We start from the raw sequence: 21,305 nt of genomic DNA, 5'->3' as shown, positions 1-21,305 counted from the left end.
GCCACCACCCGAGCTGCACCAGCAGCATCACCACCAGCGCGTTCCCCGTGCCCAGCCCGGGCGACACTGTCAGGAAGTGCGTGCAGGGCGTCCTTCGCCGCTTTGTGCGGGGTCAGTCCCGTCGAGCGTTCCTCGGGACGCCGGCAGTTCCGTCGCCTCAACCGCGGCGGCGACCGGCAGGCCAATGCTGCGCTGCATCGCATCGTGTTCACCCGCCTGCGGGTCGACCCGCGCACCCAGGACTACTGCGAGCGCCGGATCAAGGAGGGCAAGACCCGACGTGAAATCGTCCGTTGCCTCAAACGCTATGCGGCCCGGGAGGTCTTCCACCTGGTCGGACAGCTACAGCCAGGACCCCGCTCATAGGGGCTGTCGTGACAGATGAAAGGGTCAGGCGGGTGAGTGAGACACCGATGAACACCCTGCAATACCGCTTTGACGGGCCAGAAGACGCCCCTGTCCTGATCCTCGGTCCCTCACTGGGTACCACATGGCACATGTCGTAGAAACCGTCCAAGGGCGTCCAGTTGATCCATAACGGGGGCGTAAGTCCAGGTCAGAACCCTGCGACGCGTGAGCGTCCATGGGGCTCGTGACAGGGAGTGACAGAAAACGCGCTGCGGGACCCCCGCGAGCTAGTCCGGCCGAGGGTCCGGTCGCGTACTGCGGCCTGCTACCCAATTCCTTGCGACCGTGGCCCCGGGTGTGGCCGTCAGAACCGCGATGACCTGCTCCCTGAGCAGGGTGCGAAGGCGCTCGTGGATGGGCTGGTTCTTCTGCTCGGCGTGCAGGGACCATCAGCGGGAAAGACACCCGAGGGTAGGACGAATTCTCGGCACGCATGGACTCCTGTCCAGGCGACGATTGCCGACCCCCACACCGAGTGGCTCGCCGGCATCACCGCCCTCGACTCCCGCGGAACGGCTCCGCGTCGAGGGTCTGGTTCCTGATGGTGAGGCGGACGGTGTGGAGCAGCTCGGCCACGATGAACAGCACAAGGCCGTTGTCCGAGGCGTGGAGGGCCCCACTTGGCGGCCGACGGGTGGCTGAGTTTGGGAAGTCGGCGTTGGCCCGAAGGACGTCGTTACAGGAGCACGTGGAGAAGCACGCCTGGGCTGGCAGGCGTTTGTCGACCTCGTTCGTCGGCTTCTGGCTCTCTGCTCGGCTGTCCGAAGACGAGAGGGGCCCGGCAACCGCAAGGGGGCATGGCGAAGGGGAGAGGTGGCTGCGGGCTGCGGGGGACGCCGAGGGAAGTGGTCAGCCGGGCCAGGTGCCGGTCAGTCGGCGGATAGCGGTGGCGCCGCCGCGGTCGACGGCGGCTTTGACGCCGGCGAAGATCGCTCCTTGCAGGGCGGCTGCCGACAGGACCTCGGGCCAGGTGCGGTGCTCGTCGGTGGCGTTGGGGGTGTCGTCGTCGTGGCCGAGCCGTTTCCAGACCTGCTTGAACGCCGCACCGGCCAGCATGCCGCTGAGGGCACCCAGGGCCATGCCGAGTGGTTTGTAAGCGATCTTGCTCGCTTTCATCGGTGCTTCCTGGAGCGACGGATGAGCAGCAGCGCGATGAGTGCGCCTGCCGCGACGAGCAGCGGAGCGCGGTTGGCTCGTGCCGCCCGCAGACCCTGGCCGGCCTTTTCGCGTGCTGGCTCCGGGGTCTTCTCCCAGGCGAGCTGACCGGCGTGAACTGCCTTGTCACGGACCTGCTCCGTGGCGGCGGCGGCCTTGGCCCGCACCGGCTCCGGGGTCCTGTCCTGCACCTCGTGGACTACGCGTGATGCTGTGTCCCGCAGTTGGGCCTTGGCCTGTGCCGCCTTCTCCTCGACCTGTTCCCTGACGGTGTCCGTCTTCTCCTGGGCGCGGGCCTTGACATCGGCCTTGGCCGCGAGCGCCTCAACGGTCTCGCCGAGCTCCTCGCGGGTCGCCTCGACCTGCTTGCGCAGTTCCTCCGTGGAGGGGGCTGCCTCATCGCCCGTGTGCGGCTTGTCCTGGGTCATCGCTGTGCCTTCTCCTTGATTTCGGCTACGTCGGCCTTGACGCTGTCGATGGTCTGTTCCGGTGCAGGCGGGGATGCCTTGCTGATCTGCCGCTTGCCGAGAGCTGCCATCAGCGCGGCGACGGCGGCCAGGACGGCGGTGACGATCAGCGCCGCCGCCCACACAACCATGACGAGCGAGAGCGCGGCGATCACCGTGACCACCAGCGCCTGCAGAGTGAGAACACCCATCAGGCCGGCGCCGCCGAACAGCCCGCCGCCCTTGCCGAACCGCTTGGCCTTCTCGGTCATCTCCGCCTGCGCCAGGCGCATTTCGTCGCGGACCAACTGCGACAACTGCTGCGAGGCGCGGTGGACCAGGTCGCCGACCGGTTCCTGTGCTCCACTGTCGGTGCGTGGGGAACCCTCTGCGGTCATGGGCGCTCACCTGTCCTTCGTCGGCGTTTCGGTAGGTCCTGTGACGTTCGGCGTCCGTTCGTGCTCACCGGAGGTCGTGAACCGCCGTGGGCGGCGACCAACCGGCCTTCGCCTGCCACCGTTTGATCCTGTGTCCGTGTACCCGGGCAACGGCGCCTCACCGCTGCTCGGAGCAGACGCCACCACGGCGGTCCTGAGCTGACACCGTGATTGCTCTTTCGGCGCGTTTATGGTTTCGGTTGTTTATCGGGCGAAGGGAGACCATGACCGACCTTCTTCTGCGGCCTGTGCGGCCGAGGAATTCAGTGGCGGTCAGCAGCTATGGGCACATGCCACGGCGGGGCAACAGACTCACCGGAGCGGGATGAAAGGTTTTGACGGGGGCACTCGGTTCTCTGCGGCACCGATGGGTGCTGTTCCCCGAAGGAAAGAGAAACTCGTGTACATAGGTCTGGGTACTGTCGTCGTCATCATTGTCATCGTCGCTGTCGTCATGATGCTGCGCCGCCGCTGAACCGTGGCCCTGGTGCCGCACGATCAGTCATGACCGCAGCCCGCCCGGATTTCTTTCCTGGATCCCGGGGCGGGCATGGTCGCTTTCGGCGGAGGGGGTCAGTCGTGGGTTTCGTCGCCGTGGCTGCGCAGCAGTTCCTTCATCTTGGCGACGGCGAAGCCCCAGCCCTGTTCGACGGTGGGCTTGGCGGGGACGGCGATCTCGTCCGGGTTGGTGAGGACGTCGAGGAGGACGGGGCCGGGGGTGGCGAAGGCGCGGCCTACGGCGTCGTCGAGGTCGGCGGGGTCGGTGACGCGGATGCCGGTGATGCCGATGGCGGTGGCGACGGCGGCGAAGTCGGGGTTGTCCAGGACGGTTCCGAACTCCGGGAGACCGGCTTGCTCCTGTTCCAGCTTCACCATGCCCAGGCGGCGGTTGTCGAAGACGACGAGCTTGACCGGCAGTCGGCAGGACTTGAGGGTGATGAGGTCGCCGAGGAGCATGCTCAGACCGCCGTCGCCACAGAACGCGACGACCTGGCGGTCCCGGTCCAGATACTGCGCGCCGAGTGCCTGCGGCATGGCGTTGGCCATGGAGCCCAGGTTGTAGGAGCCCAGCAGCCGACGAGTCCCGCGCATCTCGACGAACCGCGAGAGCCAGACGGTGGCCATTCCGGTGTCCGAGGTGAAGATCGCGTCGTCGGAGGCGTTGCGGTCCACGGCGGCGGCCAGTGCTTCCGGGCGGATGTCGTGTTCGCGGTTGTCGAGTGTGGAGCGGGCCCTGCCGACCAGACTCTTGTCGTGTGCGGGATCGGCGAGGCGTGCCTGGCCCTCACGCCAGCTCAGGAAACGTTCCCGTGCCTGGTTCAGGTGTCCGCGGTCGTGTGCGCCGTCCGACCCGGACGACCCGCCCGGCTCGGTGGTCAGGTGGGCGAGCAGGTCGCGCACGGTGGCACCCGCGTCGCCGACGAGGCCGATGTCCACCGGCACGCGGCGGCCGATGTGCGCGGGTTCGGTGTCGACCTGGATGACGGTGCGGCCCTCGGGATACCAGTCGCGGTAGGGGAAGTCGGTGCCCAGCAGGAGCAGGGTGTCCGCGGACTGCATGGCGCCGGCCGCCGCGGGGTTGCCGATCAGTCCGGTCTGGCCGACTTGGAAGGGGTTGTCGCCCTCGAAGCCCTCCTTGGCCTTCAACGTCAGCACCATCGGGGCCGCGAGGCGGTCCGCCAGCGCGAGGACGTCTCCGCGGGCGGCGCGGGCGCCCTGCCCGACCAGGAGGGTGATCCGGTCCGCGTGGTCGAGGAGCTCGGCGGCCCGGCGTACGGCGGACGCTTCGGGGCGGGTGGTGGGCGTGGTCAGGGAGAAGCGGGCCGGACGGTCGGCGTGCAGTTCCCGGTCGCCGATGTCGCCCGGCACGGTGAGGACCGCGACGCCCTTGTGGCCCAGGGCGTTGCGCACCGCAGTCTCGAGGAGCTGCGGCAGTTGGTCGGGGTCGGTGATGGTGGCGCGGAAGACCGCCACGTCACGGAAGAGCAGGTCGTTGTCGACTTCCTGGAAAGCGTCGCTGCCCAGCTCGGACAGGGGGACCTGGCCGGCGATGGCCAGGACGGGCGTACGGCTCTTGGCCGCGTCGTAGAGGCCGTTGAGGAGGTGCACGGAACCGGGGCCGACCGTGCCCATGCACACCCCCAGGCGGTCGGTGAGCTGGGACTGGGCGCTCGCGGCGAAGGCCGCCGCCTCCTCGTGACGGCAGCCCACCCACTCCACGTCGTCGGTGGTGCGGATGGCGTCGGTGAGCGGGTTGAGCGCGTCTCCCACGACGCCGAACACCTGGCGGACGCCGAGTTCGCTCAGGGCGTCCACGATGACGCGGGCGACGGTTCGTGCCACGGTTTCCTCCAGGTCGGACGGTGAAGTGAGCGGTCGTGGGTCAGATGGTGAAGTGGTCCGGGTCGGCGGCCTTCCAGTCGGTCGCCCAGTCGGCGGGCGGCTCGACCAGCAGTTGTCCGGGGGAGAGCCACTCGTACAGGTCGTCGTAGGAGCGCACGGTCTGTGCGTCGATGCGGCGCCGCAGCATGTGCGGGTGGAGCTGTGCGGGGTCGGTGACTCCCATGGAGGCCATGATCTGCAGTGCACTGCCTACGGTGGCCTCCTGCAGGCGGCGCACCCGCTCGGCCTTGTCGCCGACGTCCAGCGCGCGGGCTCGCCGCGGGTCCTGGGTGGTGACGCCGACGGGGCAGGTGTTGGTGTGGCAGCGCTGGGCCTGGATGCAACCGACCGCGAACATCATGGCGCGGGCCGCGTTGCCGTAGTCGGCGCCCTGGACCAGGCGTTTGACGAGGTCGGCCCCGGTGGCGATCTTGCCGCTGGCGCCGATCCGGATCTGCTCCCGCAGGCCCACGCCGACCAGGGCGTTGTGCACGGTCATCAGACCCTCGGTGAGCGGGGTGCCGACGTGGTCGGCGAATTCGAGCGGTGCGGCACCTGTGCCGCCCTCCCCGCCGTCGACGATGATGAAGTCGGGTGCGGTGCCCTCCTCGAGCATCGCCTTGCACACGGCGAGGAACTGGCGCCGTGAACCGGGGCACAGCTTGAAACCGGCCGGCTTGCCGCCGGACAACTCCCGCATCCGCGCGATGAATCGGACGAGTTCACGAGGGGTGGAGAACACCCGGTGGTAGGGCGGTGAGATGACCGTCTCGCCCTCGGGTACGTCCCGCACCCGGGCGATCTCCGCGTTGACCTTGGCTCCGGGCAGCACACCCCCGATCCCGGGTTTGGCGCCCTGCGACAGTTTCAGTGACACACATCTGACGCTCTCGCCCGACGCCTTCTCGGCGAACTCCCCGGCATCGAAGTCCCCGTCCCGGGTCCGGCAGCCGAAGTAGCCGGTACCGATCTCCCACACCAGGTCACCACCCGGGCGCAGGTGGTACTCCGACAGCCCGCCCTCACCGGTGTCGTGCGCGAAACCGCCCGCCGCGGCCCCCTTGTTGAGCGCCAGTACGGCGTTGGCCGACAGCGAGCCGAAGCTCATCGCGGAGACGTTCAGCAGGGCCATGTCGTACGGCCGGGTGCAGTCCGGACACCCGATCCGTACGCGCGGCGGGTGCTCGGGCACCGGGCGGGGAGCCATCGAGGGAACCAAGTACTCGTAGCCCGCCTGGTACACGTCGCGTTCGGTGCCGAACGGCTCCTCCGCGGCGGTGCCCTTGGCCCGCTCGTAGACGATGCTGCGGATGTCCCGGTCGAAGGGCCGCCCGTCGAAGTTCCGCTCGACGAAGTACTGCTGCAGTTCGGGACGGATGCGCTCCAGCAGGAAGCGGGCGTGCCCGATCACCGGGTAGTTGCGCAGCATCGAGTGCCGTCGCTGGGTCAGGTCCCACACACCGATGACACCGAGCACGGCGAGCGGCACCGCCGCGAGCCACCACCAGGGCGACACCACGACGGCCACACCGACCACTGCGAGGGCGGCACCCACGACCACCGCGATCATTCCGATTCTCAACACGACCCACGGGTAACCCGCTTGGCCCGTCTCATGCGGACCGACCGTGCCGACCGCCCGTTCCTGGCTGTCAAAACGGTTGTGTTGATTCTTGTACTTGTCTTGCCCTGATATTCGGTGGCGCAGGGTTCGCCATTAATAAATGGATGAGGGTGTGGGACGGAAAACCGTGGGCACTCGACCTGCCGAGGGTCGCCCACCGAAATACTGGACGGGCTCCTCGCTATTCACGTATTGCAAGGGGAGGTTTTGTATGACGGACAACATGTGGGGCTACCAGGCCGAGTCGGGTCACCAGACGGGGACGGACCTGACCGGATTCAAGGTCGAGGCGAGCGACGGTTCGATCGGCAAGGTCGACAAGCACTCCGAGGATGTCGGGGCCGGGTACATCGTCGTCGACACCGGAGTGTGGATCTTCGGCAAGCAGGTTCTGCTCCCTGCCGGTGTCATCTCGACCATTGACGTCGCGGAGCGGACGATCCACGTCGGCCGTACCAAGGAAGAGATCAAGAACTCTCCCGAGTTCGACAAGGACAAGCACGCCGGTGACTCCGGCTACCACGAGCAGGTCGGCGGCTACTACGGAGACCACCGAGCCTGACCGTCGCGGCAGTACACAGGGGCGGGCACCGGCGTTCTGCCGGTGCCCGCCCTTCGCCGTGCCCGGTCCGGGACCCCAGGGTCCGGAGCGCCGGGGTCCGCATCATCGTCGGCCGTCGGGGTACCCGCGCCTGACACCCACCCTGCGCGAGGAAGCGAGAACACCGTGAGCGAGCGCCGCCCGGAAGCCCCCGGAAACAGAGGGCGGCCGAAACCGAAGCCGATCCCCAGGGACCCGCCCGATCAGCAGGCCGGCGCCGACGAACAGCGCGAGCCGGAGGGGCGCGATCGGGAGGTCCCCGACCCGAGGATCCCCGACACGGATGAGGCCGGCACCGGGCGGAGGGGCGCCGCGCATTCCGGCAGTACGCGTCCGGGGCATCCCGCGCCCGACGAATCGACGGGTTGACGCCCCGCGCGCCGGGGGAGCCGAGGCGGGATCCGCTCGGCCGTGTGCCGTCGCCACCCGTGAACGGGTGCGTCTGATCACCCACGTCCCGCCGTATTCAAGTTTGAGGAGAGTGAGCCCGATGGCCACCGTGTCTCTCACCGGAGCGTCCAAGGAGGACGCCGCCACCGTCTTCGGCGTCCTGCGGACGGCGTTCCCCACCGACCGTCCTGCCGACGCGTACCCCAGGAGCAGCCGGGCGACCACTCCGCAGTGTGGAGCGCGGAGTTCGAGCCGACGCAGGAGTGGATCCCGGCCGATCCCATTCCGCTGGACGGCTCGGTCTCCGCCACACTCCAGGGCGCCTACGTCGCCGTTGACCAACTGTTCGAGGCCCTGAGCACGGCGTTCGCCGTGGACCACTGGGGCGCGGCGTCGGGAGACCAGGAGAAGGAGGTCGACCTGCGGCTCACGACGAAGCGGTGACGGGACAGAAAGCCGTCCTCGCGAGACTCCGACCCACGAGGAGATGAGCGACATGGTGCAGATCGGGTACACGATGATGACCGAGCAGGCCGGCCCGCGAGAACTCGTCGGCCATGTGGTCGGCGCCGAACGGGCAGGCTTCGACTTCTCGGTCACGTCCGACCACTACTTCCCCTGGCTGGAGTCCCAGGGTCACGCCTCCTACGCGTGGAGCGTGCTCGGTGCCGCCGCGCAGGCCACCGAACACATCCCCCTCATGACCTACGTGACATGCCCGACGACCCGCTACCACCCGGCGGTCGTCGCCCAGAAGGCCGCCACCCTGCAACTCCTCTCCCAGGGACGGTTCCGCCTCGGACTCGGCTCCGGGGAGAACCTCAACGAGCATGTGGTGGGCGGCGGTTGGCCCGCCACACACGTCCGCATCGAGCGGCTGGAGGAGGCCGTGGAGATCATCCGGTCGCTCTTCGTCGGCGAGTGGTGCGAGGGCACCGTGAACGGCGGCGATCCGCGTCATATGGTTCCCGTCCGGCTGTCGACTGGGGCGAGTTGCTCTGCACGTGTTCCCCGGACCGGGGCTTCGACACCATGGATCGCCCGTCCGGCCGTTAGCCCAGGGGCGCGTGCTCCAGCCGGGTGAGGGCCGGGACGCCTACGATCGGCCGGGTGGGCACTCCCGAGCAGTCGACGGCCGACGGCGCGGCCGCGAGCTGGGCCGGCCGGCTGGGCGGCCTCGCCGGGTCGTGCCACCCCGGACCTGTCGTGGCGGTCACCGCCTTGATGGCCGCGCTGGCCGCGACCGCCGGACAGGGCGCCGCACGTTGTGTCCTGACCGCAGCCGCAGTTCTGACCGGGCAGTTGTCCGTGGGCTGGTGCAACGACGCGTTCGATGCGCGCCGGGACATCGCCGCCGGCCGCCGTGGCAAACCCGTCGTCGACGGCACGGTGGGTGTGACGGAGGTGTGGGTGGCCGCGTATGCCGCGCTGGCGCTGTGCCTGCCGATCTCGTTCGCCTGCGGCCTGTGGGCGGGCGTCGTTCACCTGGCCGGGGTGGCGGCGGCGTGGGCGTACGACCTGCGGCTCAAGGCGACTGCATGGTCCTGGGCGCCGTACGCGGTGGGTTTCGCTGCGCTCCCGGCGTTCGTGGCGCTGGGGCTGCCGGGGCAGCCGTGGCCGGCCTGGTGGGTTGTCACCGCCGGGGCGCTATTGGGGGTCGGAGCCCATCTGGGTGATGTGCTGCCGGATATCCGCGGGGATCTGGCGACGGGCGTACGGGGATTTCCGCACCGACTGGGCCAGGACGGCGCGCGGCTGCTGCTGCCGGTGCCGCTGGTGACCGCGTCCGCGGTTCTGGCACTGGGGCCCGCCGGAGGCCCCGGCAGATGGGGAGTGGCGGCGCTCGCGGTGGCCGCAGTGGTGGCGGTGGCGGGGACGGTTCTGGGACGCCGCCGGCAGAGGGCGGCGTTCGCGGCAGCGGTCGCCGTGGCGGTGGTGGACGTGGCGTTGCTGCTGCTGCGCGGCACCGGGATCGCCTGACCGTTCCGCCTGGCCGACCGGCTCACACCATGACCAAGCCCGAGATCGTGCGGAGCGCCTCACAGCTCGCGGGTCCAAAGGTCCGTGCAGTCCTGGGTCGCAGCCAGAGCAGACCAAGTGGACGTATGGCGCGACGAGTGGTGCCCTTCGGACTGTGCCCGCACAGGGGGAAGAGTCGATCACCGTCCGAGACCGGTGGAGCAAGATCAGGGCCTGGGCGATGAGCGGCTGTCGCCCGTCCCGCACGGAAGTCTGACCACCCGTTGGCGCGGTCAGTCGCTGTCCCAGCTCTCGGCGGCTCGCCGAGCGTGCGCGCGGGGCTGCCAGGAGGTGAAGGGGTGCGGTTCTCCTGGCGGCGTTCCCTGCGGGGTTCGAAGGGTCAGCGGTCGTCGCGCCCCTGGGACATGGTGCGGCGGTCGTCGTAGTTGCTGGTGCTGCGGCGGCGATTGTCGGTGTGATTACGGGCGGCGGAGGCGGCGGCGAGGGCGAGGAGGGTGGCGATGGCGCCCGTGATGAGGTTGCTGGTGATGGAACGGGTGTGGGCGACGTCGCCTGCGACGACCCAGGGGGCGACGCAGGTCCAGATGCCGATGGCGGCGGCGGCCCAGGCCATGGAGTGGGTGCGCTCGTAGGAGCTGCCGAGGCCGCCCAGGAGCAGCATGTAGGCGATGCCGGCGATGAGGTTGGTGACGGCGAGCGTGGTGAAGCCGTTGAAGCCGACTATCCAGGGGGACGCGGCGAGGTACAGGCCGGTGATGAGCGCGAGGGCCTCGATCATCTGGGCTCGTGGGGTGGCGGCGGCGCGGTCGTGCCGGGCGCGCAGTTCCACCAGGTCGGGGTGTTCTTCGATGGGCGCGTGATGGGTTGACGCCATGATGGCCTCCAAGGGAGAGATATTCACCCACCGTCTACCCCCGTAAAGCCGACTAAATACTCAAACAGGGCACATCTCTGGTCGCGGCGGCGTGCGCCGGTGTCGGATGTGGCTGCTGGCGCCCGCCGCCCTCGCGGATGGTGGGTCGGCTGATTCGCGCACCTGTGCCCACGCCCAGGTGGGCATTACCGACCTTCTAGCTCGGGCCCTGCGCCTGGTGGAAGTGCGTACGCCGCATGGCGCAATCGACCGCTCGGCAAGACACCCTCCGGGCAGGGGACCACCATGGAAAGCAATCGCGAGTTGGATGCGGCGCACCAGGTACCCGACGGTGTCGGCGTCAAGACGGTGCTCGCGCTGGGTGCGCTCTCGAAGGTGTTGGAGACCATCGGGCCCGCGGCCACCTCTATGGGTTCCACCAACTGACCGGGTCGGCGGACTTCGAGCTCGGCGACGCCGTCCGGCTCTTGCGCGAGGCGGGCCACGACGAGCAGGCCGCACGGGTCGAGCGTGACATCGTGGGCCGCAACGTCGTCCTGGGGCACTGGGCCTTCCAGATCATCGAGGCCTACAACTCCACCTACTACCAGCCCTTCGCCGAGATGGAACGCGGGATCGTGGGCGAGCTTGCCGCCGGACGCGACCACCTGCACGAGGCGGGCCTGAAGGCGGCCCGACGCACCCATCACCACCCCGACCACACCGCGACGCCCCCACCTCCTGAAACGCAGCCCGTGGAAATCAGGGCTCGTTCGCGATCCGCGGGGAGCGGGTCCGATCCAGGGCCCAGCTGCTCGGCCCGGGGTTCCAGGCCGTCCGGAAGCGACCAGCCGACTGCGCTGGCGTCTGGCCCCTGTGGTTTCGCGGGCATGGCGCCTAGACCTTCACACGCACTCGGCATGGTTGCCACGCGCTTTGCCTAGGTTGAGGGATGCGCTCCGACGGCCTGCCGATAGGCGACGTGCCCGCCCAGCGCACCGCTCACAGCGACCGCCGTCAGTCCGCCCAACGACCACAGCCTGCCGTTCGTCGCGCGACCGCGGAGCCGCGCCGTCAGGGACGCGGTGTAGAAGGCCACCGCAGCCACGTTCGAGACCGCGTGGGCCAGTCCGACCCGGGCCTGCTCGGGCGGCAGGTCCGCCCAGTCAGCCCAGCCGGCGACCGCTGCCGGGGCGACTCCGGCCAAACCGACGGCCGTGAGGGTTGTCGGCGCACGCTGCCCTGCCGGCACGATGTCCAGGACAGCGGCTGACAGCCAGCAGCCGATAGGCACCTGTACCAGAACGGGATGTACGGGATGGCCCAGCGGCCTGCCGCGCAGCAGATCGCGTACCTCGCCCAGCGGGACCGAGCGGATTCCCCGCTGGAGAACCCGGATCGCCGGATCCGCTACCACCGACCGTTCGATACGGTCCAGAGCCGTCAGCCACCATGTCGACGCGGTGTCTAGGGCCGAGGTCTTTCTGGCCTTCGTAGAGGTGTCGAGGGCGTGAGTGTTCATGCACAACGACTACCCGGCATCACGCCCCCATCCCACCGCGGCCTCGACTAAACCCGAACGGTTGGCCTGCATAATTTCGATGTCCGGCCGCCGGGCCTGGTCGTGCGCCGCGGCTCGATGCCTCCCGGGCGGCCGGCAGGGTTTGCGGGACGGATGAGTCGCCGGTGCCGCACAGGCCGGGGTGATCACCGTGAAGTCTCCTCGCCGGCAGTGGCATGAGGGAGCACCCATCGATCCAGTCTGCGGCCAGGCGTGGGGACGGCTCGACGCGGCGTTGGCGTATCGCGTCGGCCTGGGCCCATGGGCGTACGAAGGGCGGACGGTGGTTCGTCGGGTGGAACCGCCCCGCTGGCCGGAGCTCGAGGCCGACAGCGGTCGGTTGGGCACGGCGCGCATCGCCATTGAGGTACGCCCGTGGGGCGGACAGGCGTTGGTCCTCGTGGATGAGCACCCGCTGCGCGGACCGGGAGGAACTCTGCACGCCGCGCCTCTCGATCTCCTGATTCAGCTGCGGCACCGCAGCGTGCTGCCCCGCCTTGCGCAAACCGTGGAGCGCGTGACCTCGACGGACGGTGGTGGGGGCGGTCGTTCTAGCGGTGAGTGGTCCACGCTCGGCGGATCAGGCGACGCACGGTGATGATGGTGCCGGCGAGGTCGAAGAAGGCGCCGATGTCCTACGACAGGAGATGGGATCATCAACACCACGTCCGCGCTGGCCTACAAGCCGAGCCCGCATCTGGTGGGCTCCGCCACAGTCAAGGGCGCGATCGTGATCTTCACGCCGGGGCTGGCGCCGATGGTGGCCGGCGACGGCATCCGCGTCAACGCCGTGGCACCCGGCCCGGTGTAGACGCCGCTGAGCGACACTGCCGGACACCACCTACTTCGGCAAACAGGCCCCTGACTTGTTGAATCAGGCCCAGACGCGCGGTCTGCAGCCGTAGCGTCCAGGGTGTCGGTCGGCACGGGCCCGCAGTGCCCCTTGCCGCCCATGGGCTGGCTCTCCGATAGCGTGCCGCCGCTGGCCGGCACCCACGCGGTGTGGCTCGACAGAGGCATGAACGTGTGTGACTGCTACTTCAAGTCAGGGTGCCCACCGCATACTTCGTCTCTTCGAGTACAGACCGGGATGCGCGTGATCACGATCGGGATCGACCCCCACAAGTCCTCTCACACCCCCGTAGCCGTGGACGGCGCAGGCCACAAGACCGGCCAGCGGCGCTTCGTCGTCAACGCCGGCACTTTCACGCAGCTGATGCGCTGGTGCGAGCCGTGGCCCGAGCGCCGCTTCGCCATCGAAGGCGCCGGCGGCCTGGGCCGCGCGCTCGCCCAGCAACTGGCCGCCGCGGGCGAGGAGGTGGTGGACGTCCCCTCCACCCTGTCCGCGCGTGCACGCCTGCTGGCCACCGGAGGGGACCGCAAGACCGACCCCGCCGACGCCCTGCACGTCGCCCAGGTCGCGCTCTTCCGCCAGGACCTGCGCAAGGTCACTCCGGAGGACCAGTCCACCATCCTCCGATTGCTCACGGAGCGTCATGACGACCTGGCCAACGAGGGGACCCGCACCACCAACCGCCTCCACGCCGTCCTGCTGCCCGGCGGAGCCCCCACCGGCCTCTCGGCGGACAAGGCCGCCACGCTAATGAAGGGCATCCGCCCGATCACGGCCACCGACAACTGCCGCCGTGACATAGCCTGTGACACGACGAAGCCCCACCGGTTTGCTCCGGTGGGGCTTCGTCGTGCGGCTGGTCGAGACGGATCGGGGCCTGTGCTGGGGCTCCATTGTGCTCCGGCTCGCCGCTCTCGAGTACGTGGAGGAGTGAGGCGGTGACGACGCGGGCGGGGCGCCCATCGGGGGGACTTGTGGTGGTCCCGGATGCTGTGGTGGCAGGCGTCACTCCCGGTCGACGGGAACGTTGACGTCGTCGACGTTGATGTGGCCCCAGCCGCCCGTCGCTTGGTCGACGACCTCGACGTAGATCCGCTCACCGATGTGGGCGGACAGGTCGAAGACGACACGGCGGTACTGCTCGACGCCACGGCCAGTGGCCTTGGCCAGCACCTTCTGGTCGCTGGCGCGGACGACCGCCGCATAGAGCCGGTCGGGGTCGTCTCCGCCGGCGACGAGCAGATCGACGATGCCGTCTCCGCCGAGGGGGACGGTGGCGGAGCGGAGAACGCCGGTGGCGTCATCGCCGCCTGCGGTCGGGTTGTAGCCCCACAGGTGGTGGCCGGCCGGGTCCTCCTCGGTCTCGGCCTGGTAGAAGGGTCCGCCCCAGCCCCAGTCGGTGCGGGTGGTCACGTTGGCGTCGCTGAAGGTGGCGCCCGAGACGACGGTCCATCCGGTGAGGTCCCCGGTGGCGAAGTCGTGGTTGGGGAGGCCATCGACGTCCGTCGGGCGTGGCGGATCGTAGGCAGCGGGCGCGACAGGCGTGTCGTAGGCACCGTTCATGCGCCAGACGTCCAGGGACACGACCCGGGCGGAGCCGCTCTCACTGGTCAGCCGCAGGGTGGTGGCGTCCTCCCTGGTCGGATAGACACGGCTGGTGAGGCTGTTGGTGCCGTTGACGTACGCCTCCAGCATCGAACGATCGAGCAGGACCCTCAATTTCAGTCGTCCGCCGTCGAGTTCGACGGTACCCCCGTGGACGCCCTTGCGTACGTCCGGGTCGAGGCTGGAGCGGCTGCGGTCGATGGAGAAACGCTTCTCGGTCGTGTCGTAGGAGAGCAGTGTCTGCTCGCTGCCGTCGGCGCTTGCCCGGACGGCCAGGGTGACGGTCGTGGCGTCGCGCAGTTCGATGACGGCTTCGATGTCCAGCAAGTCGCCGGAGACGTCGGCGAGTCCGCGATTCGCCTCCTTCACCGAGGTCTGGCGGATTTTGGCAAGTCGGCGGCCCCGCAAGCCGGCCGCCTCGGCGATCGGTTCGACGCCCAGGGTGCCGTCCTGACGCAGCGAAACGCTGACGGGCATCCCGGCGTTGTGTGCCCAGCCGGCCTGGGCGTGTTGCTGTTCGCTGCGGCGGTCCTGGGTGATGCTGAAGAGCACGGAGCGGCCGTCGGGGGTGACGAAGCCGGACGGCCCGGTGAAGTGTTCGCCGAAGTCGAACTCGCTGGGCTTTTCGTGGTCGGGCACGAAGCGGCAGGTGTCCTTGTTGAAGGTGCCGATCCAGTAGTACGTGTGCTTGACGGCGTTCGGGTTGAACGCCTCCCACCAGGGGCTGACCAGCAGGATGTGCTTGCCGGTGCGCTTCCCCTTGGGTCCGGGGAGTGGGAGGAGGACCGGCAGTTCCCACACCTCGCCGGGCTCGGGCACCGTGGTGAGGTCGTTCCAGTGCAGCGGGCCGCGGTAGGTCCAGGGGCCCTCCGGCCTGCGGGCGGTGTGGACGAGCGCCGTTCCGCCGTACTTCTTCGTGACCTGCGTGCCGTCGTAGTCGACGATGCCGCTGCCCGTCAGCTGGTACCAGACACCGTCCTCCTCCCAGACGAACGGGTCACGGAAGTTCTGCGCCCACGCGGTGCCGGGGCCGGCCGGGAGACCTGCGGGGGCTTCGGTGACCGGCTTGGATTTCATCGTCCAGGCGGGCAGGTCCGTATCGCCGTCGGTGGGGTAGGCGGACACAGCGAGCCCAGTGCGCTGGACGTAGGGCAGCCGGTCGTCGCCGCCGGTGAAGAAGAGCACCGGGCCGCGGTCACCGTCGACGTGGGCCGAGCCCGACCAGCAGCCGTCCGGCCCGATGGAGTCCGCAACGGGTGCGAGGGCTATGGGGAGGTCGCGCCAGTGCACCATGTCGGTGCTGACCGCGTGCCCCCAGTGGATCTGGCCCCAGTACGGGCCGAACGGATCGTGCTGGTAGAAGATGTGGTACTTGCCCTTGAAGTACACGGGCGCGTGCGGCTCGTTCATCCAGTGCCAGGGCGGCAGCATGTGGAACTGGGGGCGGTGGCGGTCGCCGTCGTAACGGGCCCGCTGCTGGACCAGGTCCGGCCGGGGCACGCGATGACCGGGAAGAGCCGCGATGGTGTCGGCGTGCTCCCTGTGCGCCGTCGGGTCGTCCAGGGTGCCCGGGCGGATCACGAGGCTGTCCATCAGGCCGATGTACATGTTGGCGTGGAACTCGCCGTTGAGCAGCGTGGGTGTGTTGTGCCGTCCGATGAGCAGCGGCTCGTCCGAGGTCAGTACGGGGCCCTTGTCCGGGGTGGTGGCGGTGCCGATCAGCTGGCCGTCGCGGTAGAGGCGCAGTTGTCGGGCGGCCGGGTCGTAGGTGGCCGCGACGTGCGTCCACCTGCCCTTGGCGGCCGGCTGGTCCAAGGCGCCCTTGACCTCGATCAGGTCGGTCCCGAAGCCGAGTTGGAAGACGAGCTGCCCGAAGCGGCGCAGACCGAGCAGGAATCCGGTCTTCGCGTTCGGGTCGTGCTGGTTGACCAGTGCCTGGGGCTTGCCGTCGATCCCCTGCTCGTAGGCGTAGGGGGCGATCCACACGTCGAGGGTGATGCCACCGGTGGGATCGAGTGAGCCGGGGCCCTGGGCGGTGACGACGGTCGAGTACCCGTCGAAGTACAGCGCCCGGCCGCGTACCCCGTGGCGCCGTTCGGGAGCGCTGTCGGGCTTGTAGCGGGCGTCGTTGAAGACGTAGTCGACCGGGTCGGCGGTGTGGGAGACCGCCTCGCGGGTGACGGTGCCTGTGCGTTCGTCGAAGTCCCAGCGGGCGGAGGGGCTGCCGGGCAGATGCCGTTCCTGGGCGGCGGCGGGAGCGGGAGCGAACGAGAGAGGGACGACGGCGCCGCTGACGGCGGCGGACACGACGCCGAGGACTGCTCTTCTCCTCATGGTTGACTCCTGGGTGGCTCGACAGGCTTGCGCCATGCCAAATCGGTTTAACTGATGGCTCGGCATCGTTCGCGCTCTGCGTCGGCTAAAGCAAGAGCTAACGCACATCGATTTACCTGGCTGTTACTTTCAGGTCAGGCAAAACGGAACATATAGTCACCGTTTCCCATTTGAGATGTCCGGGATGTTGACATCGGCCAAAGTGCGCATCACTCTCATCGCATCTTGCTAATCCGATTTAACAACGGAGCTGAGCAGTCGATGTCTGAACGCCGCGTGACCATGGCCGACGTTGCCCGCAGGGCGGGCGTCTCGCCGACGACGGCGTCGTTCGCTCTCTCCGGACGCACCGACATGCGTACCTCGGAGGCTTCCCGCGAACGTGTGCTGGAGGCCGCCCGGGAGCTGGGCTACCGTCCCAACGTCACCGCACGCAGTCTGCGGACGAAGTCGACCCAGACCATCGGGTTCGTGTCGGACCGGATCACCACGACGCCGTTCGCCGGTGATGTGATCCGCGGCGCGATGGAGGCTGCCCGGGAACGGGACAACCTGCTGTTCATCACGGAGGCCGGCGGCGACCGCGCCGCGGAGTCGTCGCTGGTCCACGCGCTGCTGGACCGCCAGGTCGACGCGGTGATCTACGCGTCCATGTTCACCCGGTACATCACTCCGCCCAGGGAGCTGTACGGGCACCGGGTGGTCCTGCTGAACTGCCTGGCCCCCGGTTTCGACGCGCCGTCCGTCGTCCCGGACGAGATCGAGGCCGGCCGGGACGCGGCCCGTGCCCTGCTCGCGGCCGGCCACACCGAGGGCATCTGGTCGATCGGCGGCCACCAGGCCGTTCCGGCCACGCCTGAGGGGATCATCGCCGGCAACGAGCGCATGCGCGGCCTGGAGGAGGTCCTGCGGGCGGGCGGGGCCCGCCTGGACGGTGTCGTCGAGTGTGACTGGGATACGCGGGACGGCTATCGGGAGGTTGCCGCGCTGCTCGCGGCGGGCCATCGCCCCCGGGCGCTGGTGTGCCTGACCGACCGGCTGTCCTTCGGCGCCTACCAGGCGCTCGGCGAGGCGGGTCTGTCGGTGCCCGGCGACGTGTCAGTGGTCTCCTTCGACGACCAGGACATCGCGTCCGTACTGCGCCCGGCGCTCACCACGCTGAAGCTGCCGCACTACCAACTCGGCCGCCTTGCCGTGGAGTTGATCCTCGGCGAGGGGCCGCTCGAAGCAGTCGTACACCGTGTGCCCATGCCGCTGCAGGAACGTGCCTCCATCGGCACCCCCGCCAAGGGCTGATACCGGGCACCCGACAAACGGCTGTCCCGCCGCCCGGAGCGAAGACTCCCGGGCGGCGGGACGACCACCAAGAACTGCGACCGTCGCAACCGGTCGCAAAGGCGGGTCCGGCAAGACCCGTCTCAGTGAGATGGAGGAACCTCGTGGTGTGGAGAACCAGGCGCCTCGCAGTAGCGAGTGTAGCCGTCGCGGCGGCGACCGCGCTGGTCGCCGGATGCGCGACCGGCAGTGGAGGCAGCACGTCCGGAGCCAGCGGCAACACGCTGACGCTGTGGACGCACAACGCCGGCAACTCGGCAGAGCTCGACGTCGTCAAGAAGATCATCAAGGAGTTCAACGGCTCGCAGAGCAAGTACAAGGTCAAGCTCCAGGCGTTCCCGCAGAGCGACTACAACAACTCCGTGGTGGCCGCCGCCTCGGCCCGCAAGCTGCCCTGCCTGCTCGACGTGGACGGCCCCAACGTGCCGAACTGGGCCTGGGGCGGCTATCTGTCCCCGATCGATGTCTCCGGCAGTCAGGTTCCGCTGTCCGACCAGCTGGCCAGCACGATCGGCCGCTACAAGGACAAGGTCTACGGGTTCGGTTTCTATGACGTCGCCCTGACCTTCTTCGCCCGCAAGTCGGTGCTGAACAAGTACGACATCCGCATCCCGACCACCGACAAGCCCTGGACGAAGTCCGAGTTCGACTCCGCGCTGGCCAAGCTGAAGAAGAGCGGCACGTTCCAGTACCCGCTGGAGATGGGTACCGGCGGCAGCGGCGAGTGGTGGCCCTATGCCTACTCCCCGCAGATGCAGAGCTTCGGCGGCGACCTGATCAACCGCGACGGCTACAAGACCGCCTCGGGCACCCTCGACGGCAAGAGCTCCGTGGAATGGGCCACCTGGTTCCGCTCGCTGGTGACCAAGGACTACCTGTCGAAGAAGTCCGGAGCGGACCCGAACAAGGACTTCCTGGGCGGCAAGAGCGCCATCCAGTGGGACGGCAGCTGGAACGCGACCAAGAACGCCGAGAAGCTCGGCGACGACCTGGCGATCATCCCGCCGGTCGACTTCGGTCACGGACCCAAGATCGGCGGCGCCTCCTGGCAGTGGGCCATGAGCTCCACCTGCTCCAACAAGGCCGGCGCGCAGGCGTGGCTGAAGTTCTCCCGCCAGACCAAGTACTTCGTCGACTACGCCAAGGCAACCAGCACCATCCCGGCCACCGACGCCGCTGCGAAGCAGGTCGCGGACTACCAGCCGGGCGGGAAGTTCAACGTGCTCGTCCAGTTCGCGCGCAAGTACGCAGAGGTACGCCCGGTCACCCCGGCCTACCCCTACATCTCCACCGAGTTCCAGAAGGCGGCCCAGGACATCCTGGCCGGCGCCGACCCGAAGAACGCTCTCGGCCAGGCCGCGAAGGACATCGACAACAACCTGAAGACAAACAACTACTACTCAGGCTGACCCGCCCCGGTCCGGTTCGGGCCCCCGACCGCGCCTCCCCGCGCCGCCTGAACCGGACCGGCTCCCCCTGGAGCTACCGTGACCACCATGATCGCAGCCCTTGGCCGGCTGCGTCCGGTCCGGCGAACCCGAACGACCAACGCCCGTCGCCGTGAGAGCCTCACCGCCCTCGGCATGGCCACACCGGCCGTCGTGCTGCTGATCGTCTTCCTCGTCGTACCGGTCGCCCTCGCCTTCGCCCTGGCGTTCACCGACGCGAGGCTCATCTCGCCCACCCCCGCCCGTTTCGTGGGCCTGAGGAACTTCACCCTGCTCTTCCAGGACCCGGTCTTCTACAAGTCCCTGCGTAACACGGCATACTTCGCCGCCGTCGTGGTCCCGCTGCAGGCCGGGCTCGCCCTGGTGCTGGCGCTGCTGGTCAACGCGAAGGTGCGCGGCGTCAACTTCTTCCGCACCGTCTACTTCCTGCCGGTCGTCACCTCGATGGTCGTCGTATCCCTCCTGTGGACCTTCCTCTACCGGCAGGACGGCCTGGTCAACAACGTGATCTCGGCGCTCACCCTGGGACACGTCCACGGCCCGGACTGGCTCGGCGACCCGGCCACCGCCATGCCCGCCATCATCCTGATGTCGGTGTGGCAGGGCGTCGGCTTCCACATGATCATCTGGCTGGCCGGCCTGCAGACCATCCCCGCCGAGCTGTACGAGGCCGCCGACCTGGACGGGGCCACCCGCTGGGACCGCTTCCGCCATGTCACGTGGCCCGGGCTGCGTGCCACCCGCACGTTCGTGCTGGTCACCATCACCATCGCGGCGTTCAGTCTCTTCACCCAGATCAGGGTGATGACGCAAGGCGGCCCGCTCGACTCCACCACCACCGTCGTCTACCAGGCCGTGCACACCGGCTACGACCAGCAGCAGACCGCGTACGCGGCGGCGATCTCGCTGGTCTTCTTCGTGCTCGTGCTGACCGTGTCCCTCGTCCAACGATTCCTGACCCGGGAGAAGGACTGACATGACCTCCCTCCTCAAGCACCTCGGCGGTCACGCCGGCCGTGTCGTCCTCGCCCTGGTCTTCGCGCTCCCGCTCGTCTTCATGCTGGTCTCGTCCTTCAAGCCGGACGACCAGATCTTCGGCGACCTGGGCTCCGTGCGCGCCTTCCTGCCGGTCGGCGCCCTGTCACTGGACAACTACACGGGTGTGTTCGAGCGGGTCCCGGCAGCCCGGTTCCTGCTGAACTCCGTACTGATCTCCTCGATCACCGTGGTGCTCGGCATCGTCGTCAACAGCCTGGCCGCCTTCGCCCTGTCACGGATGCGCTGGCCGGGCAGGAAAGTCGTCCTGACCGCCGTCATCGCCACCCTCATCGTGCCGTTCGAGACCTTCGCCCTGCCGCTGGTGTGGTGGGTCAACCAACTGCCGCTGCTCCGCGTCAACGGCTTCCACCTGGAGTGGACCACCGGCTGGCTGGACACCTACCAGGTCCAGATCGTGCCGTTCGTCGCCAACGCGTTCTCGATCTTCTTCTTCCACCAGTATTTCCAGAGCATCCCCAAGGAACTCGACGAGGCGGCGATCGTGGACGGCGCCGGCTGGTTCACCATCTACCGCCGCATCGTCATGCCGCTGTCCGGACCGGCCATCGCCACCGTCGCCATCCTCACCTTCCTGCCCGCCTGGAACTCCTACCTGTGGCCGCTCATGGTCGTGCAGAGCGAGAGCCTGCGTCCGGTGATGGTGGGCATCTCCTACTTCTTCCAACTGAACGTGGGCTGGGGCCAGATCATGGCGTACTCCTCCATGATCACCGTGCCGATCCTGGCCCTCTTCGTGGGCTTCCAGCGGTCGTTCGTCAACAGCATCGCCTCCACCGGCGTCAAGGGCTGACTGCGCTCCTTCGACCCCCACACCGAAAGGACCCCTGCGTGTCC

Annotated in this window: 16 protein-coding genes and 4 pseudogenes; 12 read left to right on the top strand and 8 right to left on the bottom strand. The window is 68.8% G+C overall.

Annotated features, from left to right (window positions below; genetic code table 11):
- Positions 1–87: 87 nt before the first annotated feature.
- Positions 88–366, top strand: a pseudogene (locus ACX28W_RS37720) (transposase); the annotation flags it as partial.
- Positions 367–1,257: 891 nt separating this feature from the next.
- On the opposite strand, the gene ACX28W_RS37715 reads toward ACX28W_RS37720, so the two are convergent.
- From ACX28W_RS37715 to ACX28W_RS37695, 5 genes are all read right to left on the bottom strand, one after another.
- Positions 1,258–1,524 carry a DUF4235 domain-containing protein gene (locus tag ACX28W_RS37715; RefSeq protein WP_459004586.1) on the bottom strand — a complete coding sequence of 89 codons (267 nt, stop codon included), beginning with the start codon at positions 1,522–1,524 and terminating at the stop codon, positions 1,258–1,260.
- Entirely contained in the window at positions 1,521–1,991 is a 471-nt protein-coding gene (locus ACX28W_RS37710; protein WP_459004585.1) for a DUF3618 domain-containing protein, read from the bottom strand. The genes ACX28W_RS37715 and ACX28W_RS37710 overlap by 4 nt, the downstream gene beginning before the upstream one ends.
- Positions 1,988–2,407 carry a phage holin family protein gene (locus ACX28W_RS37705; RefSeq protein WP_459004583.1) on the bottom strand — a complete coding sequence of 140 codons (420 nt, stop codon included), beginning with the start codon at positions 2,405–2,407 and terminating at the stop codon, positions 1,988–1,990. Before ACX28W_RS37705 ends, ACX28W_RS37710 begins: the two co-directional genes overlap by 4 nt.
- Before the next feature lie 612 nt (positions 2,408–3,019).
- Positions 3,020–4,789 carry a thiamine pyrophosphate-dependent enzyme gene (locus tag ACX28W_RS37700; protein WP_459004582.1) on the bottom strand — a complete coding sequence of 590 codons (1,770 nt, stop codon included), beginning with the start codon at positions 4,787–4,789 and terminating at the stop codon, positions 3,020–3,022.
- Positions 4,790–4,829: 40 nt separating this feature from the next.
- Positions 4,830–6,398: an FMN-binding glutamate synthase family protein gene (locus ACX28W_RS37695; protein WP_459004589.1), complete on the bottom strand. Its 1,569-nt coding sequence runs from the start codon at positions 6,396–6,398 to the stop codon at positions 4,830–4,832.
- Positions 6,399–6,663: 265 nt separating this feature from the next.
- On the opposite strand from ACX28W_RS37695, the gene ACX28W_RS37690 reads away from it, so the two are divergent.
- The 4 genes and pseudogenes from ACX28W_RS37690 to ACX28W_RS37675 all read left to right on the top strand — a co-directional run bounded on the left by ACX28W_RS37690 (position 6,664) and on the right by ACX28W_RS37675 (position 9,423).
- A complete protein-coding gene (locus ACX28W_RS37690; protein WP_459004580.1) occupies positions 6,664–7,014 on the top strand; it encodes a PRC-barrel domain containing protein in 351 nt (116 codons plus the stop codon).
- A 660-nt stretch (positions 7,015–7,674) separates the two neighbouring features.
- Entirely contained in the window at positions 7,675–7,887 is a 213-nt protein-coding gene (locus ACX28W_RS37685; protein WP_459004578.1) for a hypothetical protein, read from the top strand.
- A gap of 52 nt (positions 7,888–7,939) precedes the next feature.
- Positions 7,940–8,362 (top strand): annotated as a pseudogene (locus ACX28W_RS37680) (TIGR03557 family F420-dependent LLM class oxidoreductase); the annotation flags it as partial.
- Positions 8,363–8,553: 191 nt separating this feature from the next.
- Positions 8,554–9,423, top strand: a complete 870-nt coding sequence (locus ACX28W_RS37675; protein WP_459004577.1) for a UbiA family prenyltransferase — start codon at positions 8,554–8,556, stop codon at positions 9,421–9,423.
- A gap of 379 nt (positions 9,424–9,802) precedes the next feature.
- Here the strand turns inward: ACX28W_RS37675 and ACX28W_RS37670 are convergent, their stop codons facing one another.
- Complete coding sequence (locus tag ACX28W_RS37670; protein WP_459004575.1) at positions 9,803–10,297, bottom strand: SPW repeat protein; 495 nt, start codon at positions 10,295–10,297, stop codon at positions 9,803–9,805.
- Between the two features lie 285 nt (positions 10,298–10,582).
- Here ACX28W_RS37670 and ACX28W_RS37665 point away from each other — a divergent pair.
- Positions 10,583–11,010 (top strand): annotated as a pseudogene (locus ACX28W_RS37665) (hypothetical protein); the annotation flags it as partial.
- Between the two features lie 206 nt (positions 11,011–11,216).
- Here ACX28W_RS37665 and ACX28W_RS37660 read toward each other — a convergent pair.
- A complete protein-coding gene (locus tag ACX28W_RS37660) occupies positions 11,217–11,798 on the bottom strand; it encodes a DUF2231 domain-containing protein (protein ID WP_459004573.1) in 582 nt (193 codons plus the stop codon).
- A 682-nt stretch (positions 11,799–12,480) separates the two neighbouring features.
- Between ACX28W_RS37660 and ACX28W_RS37655 the strand changes: the two are divergent.
- Together ACX28W_RS37655 and ACX28W_RS37650 are read left to right on the top strand one after the other, a co-directional pair.
- A pseudogene (locus tag ACX28W_RS37655) lies at positions 12,481–12,645 on the top strand (SDR family NAD(P)-dependent oxidoreductase); the annotation flags it as partial.
- 288 nt (positions 12,646–12,933) lie between these two features.
- Positions 12,934–13,632 (top strand): IS110 family transposase, encoded by a 699-nt coding sequence (locus tag ACX28W_RS37650; RefSeq protein ID WP_459004572.1) that lies wholly within the window; start codon positions 12,934–12,936, stop codon positions 13,630–13,632.
- Positions 13,633–13,695: 63 nt separating this feature from the next.
- Here the strand turns inward: ACX28W_RS37650 and ACX28W_RS37645 are convergent, their stop codons facing one another.
- On the bottom strand, positions 13,696–16,629 hold the full coding sequence (locus ACX28W_RS37645) for a GH32 C-terminal domain-containing protein (RefSeq protein WP_459004570.1): 2,934 nt from the start codon (positions 16,627–16,629) through the stop codon (positions 13,696–13,698).
- Between the two features lie 261 nt (positions 16,630–16,890).
- On the opposite strand from ACX28W_RS37645, the gene ACX28W_RS37640 reads away from it, so the two are divergent.
- The 4 genes from ACX28W_RS37640 (at position 16,891) to ACX28W_RS37625 (ending at position 21,261) form a co-directional block, all read left to right on the top strand.
- Complete coding sequence (locus tag ACX28W_RS37640) at positions 16,891–17,925, top strand: LacI family DNA-binding transcriptional regulator (protein WP_459004568.1); 1,035 nt, start codon at positions 16,891–16,893, stop codon at positions 17,923–17,925.
- A 143-nt stretch (positions 17,926–18,068) separates the two neighbouring features.
- Positions 18,069–19,373, top strand: a complete 1,305-nt coding sequence (locus ACX28W_RS37635) for an extracellular solute-binding protein (protein ID WP_459004566.1) — start codon at positions 18,069–18,071, stop codon at positions 19,371–19,373.
- 87 nt (positions 19,374–19,460) lie between these two features.
- On the top strand, positions 19,461–20,387 hold the full coding sequence (locus tag ACX28W_RS37630) for a carbohydrate ABC transporter permease (protein ID WP_459004565.1): 927 nt from the start codon (positions 19,461–19,463) through the stop codon (positions 20,385–20,387).
- A gap of 1 nt (position 20,388) precedes the next feature.
- Positions 20,389–21,261, top strand: a complete 873-nt coding sequence (locus ACX28W_RS37625; protein ID WP_351837303.1) for a carbohydrate ABC transporter permease — start codon at positions 20,389–20,391, stop codon at positions 21,259–21,261.
- The last annotated feature ends 44 nt before the right edge of the window (positions 21,262–21,305 follow it).

It is taken from the genome of Streptomyces sp. SD15 (assembly GCF_054462255.1).
The sequence above is the reverse complement of the archived record's forward strand: the minus strand, read 5'-3'. Positions and strand labels throughout refer to the sequence as shown.

Excerpts from the sequence above, each read along its gene's own strand:
- ACX28W_RS37625 (WP_351837303.1), top strand. The coding sequence starts at position 20,389 with ATGACCTCCCTCCTCAAGCACCTCGGCGGTCACGCCGGCCGTGTCGTC.
- ACX28W_RS37640 (WP_459004568.1), top strand. The coding sequence starts at position 16,891 with ATGTCTGAACGCCGCGTGACCATGGCCGACGTTGCCCGCAGGGCGGGC.
- ACX28W_RS37630 (WP_459004565.1), top strand. The coding sequence starts at position 19,461 with ATGATCGCAGCCCTTGGCCGGCTGCGTCCGGTCCGGCGAACCCGAACG.
- ACX28W_RS37695 (WP_459004589.1), bottom strand. The coding sequence starts at position 6,398 with ATGATCGCGGTGGTCGTGGGTGCCGCCCTCGCAGTGGTCGGTGTGGCC.
- ACX28W_RS37690 (WP_459004580.1), top strand. The coding sequence starts at position 6,664 with ATGACGGACAACATGTGGGGCTACCAGGCCGAGTCGGGTCACCAGACG.
- ACX28W_RS37670 (WP_459004575.1), bottom strand. The coding sequence starts at position 10,297 with ATGGCGTCAACCCATCACGCGCCCATCGAAGAACACCCCGACCTGGTG.
- ACX28W_RS37660 (WP_459004573.1), bottom strand. The coding sequence starts at position 11,798 with ATGAACACTCACGCCCTCGACACCTCTACGAAGGCCAGAAAGACCTCG.
- ACX28W_RS37715 (WP_459004586.1), bottom strand. The coding sequence starts at position 1,524 with ATGAAAGCGAGCAAGATCGCTTACAAACCACTCGGCATGGCCCTGGGT.
- ACX28W_RS37705 (WP_459004583.1), bottom strand. The coding sequence starts at position 2,407 with ATGACCGCAGAGGGTTCCCCACGCACCGACAGTGGAGCACAGGAACCG.
- ACX28W_RS37710 (WP_459004585.1), bottom strand. The coding sequence starts at position 1,991 with ATGACCCAGGACAAGCCGCACACGGGCGATGAGGCAGCCCCCTCCACG.
- ACX28W_RS37645 (WP_459004570.1), bottom strand. The coding sequence starts at position 16,629 with ATGAGGAGAAGAGCAGTCCTCGGCGTCGTGTCCGCCGCCGTCAGCGGC.